This is a genomic window from Paraburkholderia sp. Ac-20347 (assembly GCF_017104805.1).
Classification (GTDB): domain Bacteria; phylum Pseudomonadota; class Gammaproteobacteria; order Burkholderiales; family Burkholderiaceae; genus Paraburkholderia; species Paraburkholderia tropica.
Genome location: NZ_JAAGPN010000560.1, coordinates 1 through 1,612, shown reverse-complemented (window position 1 = coordinate 1,612; position 1,612 = coordinate 1). Strand labels below are relative to the sequence as shown.

Genomic DNA, 1,612 nt, shown 5'->3' with positions numbered 1-1,612 from the left:
GGGGATGCGGACATTTTCTTGGACTGGGTTACGTCGTTAATCCCAAGCTTTCACGGTATTCGATGGGGCTGAGATAGCCAAGGGAGCCCTTGATCCGTTTCTCGTTGTACCAACGAATGTAGGCGTTCAGTACCTCAACGAACTCCGCGATGGTCGTCGAACGCCAGTCTCCTGGATAGAACATTTCGGTCTTTAGTCTACCGAAGAATCCCTCACAGGCCGCGTTGTCCGGGGAACAGGCCTTACGCGACATGGAGCGGACCAGCTTAGCCTTCGCAACCCGCGATAGCCAGCCAGGCCAACGATAGTGCCCCCCTCGATCGGAATGCACGATCGGGGTCTCGTCGTCCTCGGTCACGGTCTCGATCGCCGCATCTAACATGGAATTCACGAGCTCAGCGTCGGGGCTTGTGCCAATCGACCAGCTGACGACCATCCCATCGAAGCAGTCGATCATGGGCGATAGATATACTTTCCCCGCAGGAATCTGGAACTCGGAGATATCCGTCACCCACTTTTCGTTGGGGGCGTTAGCGTGGAAATCGCGATTGATGATGTTATCTGGGGCTGGGCTAATTTCCCCGATATAAGAACGATATCGGCGCCGCTTGGGCCTGGCTGCGTGGAGGCCGCCTTGTTTCATGAGGCGACGCACGACTTTCTCCGATAGAAACACCCGTTGCCTGCTGAGCGCTGCTTGCACCCGACGATAGCCGTAGGATCGGTGGTTGTCCTCGAATATCTCAGCAACGGTACGACGAACATCTGCATATTTGTCGGCAACCCGTATGGGCGACCGATGATAAAAATAGGAGCTGCGCGCCAGGTCCAACCGCGCAAGCAGCTCAGTCAAACCATATTCTTCTCTCAGGGCGTCAATCAGCGTCGTCTTCTCCCGGTTGCTCAGGAGTGGCAGATCGACGCCCAGATCTTTTTTTACGAGTTCATTCGCCTTCTTCAACAGGTCGTGCTCAAGCTTCAGATTGCGAATGTCGCGCCGGAGTGCTTCGACCTGCCGCTCCAGTTCGTCCCGATCCGTCTCTGATGGTGATCCCTTGTCGCGCTTCATGGATGCAGGGGCCTCCCGCCCGAGTAACTGGTTCTTCCAGTTGTACAGCGACACCCTGTCGACGTCCAGCTTTCGCGCCACCGCCTGTGCACTTCCTTCCCGTGTGCACAGTTCGTACACTGCGAGCTGCCTGGATGCCAATGACACGGCCGGTCGGCCTGCCTGCCTTGCCAACCACGCGTTTTCGGGTTTCTGGATAGCGCTCGCGAACCCACGCCGTCAGTATCTGGCGACAGGGATAGCCTAATGCCCTGAGGGTGAAGCTGAAGCAGCGCCCGTGATTGATGTAATGCTCGAGTGCTGAGTTCTTCTGTTCTTCGGAGTACTTCGGCTTTACGCGAACATACTCTTTCTGCAGATCGCCACACTTCTCGAATTCCGCACACCACGCCTTGAGAGAATTCTTCGTCGGGTAACCCAACTGGCGGATTGTCGCCTTGATGCGCTTCCCGAGTTTCAGGTACAGCTCGACCGCCCGAACGCGGTCTTCGTATGAATACATGGACTACCTCCAAAGTAGTCCAAGATTTTGTCCGCATCCCC

Annotated in this window: 1 protein-coding gene; it reads right to left on the bottom strand. The window is 56.2% G+C overall.

The window, feature by feature from the left end; all coding sequences use genetic code 11:
• Window positions 1-28: 28 nt before the first annotated feature.
• Window positions 29-1,571, bottom strand: a protein-coding gene (locus tag G3N97_RS38640; protein WP_241031102.1) for an IS3 family transposase whose coding sequence is annotated in 2 segments (ribosomal slippage) — window positions 29-1,226 and window positions 1,225-1,571 — 1,545 coding nt in all. Because the reading frame shifts where the segments join, the coding sequence is not laid out codon by codon here.
• Window positions 1,572-1,612 lie beyond the last annotated feature (41 nt).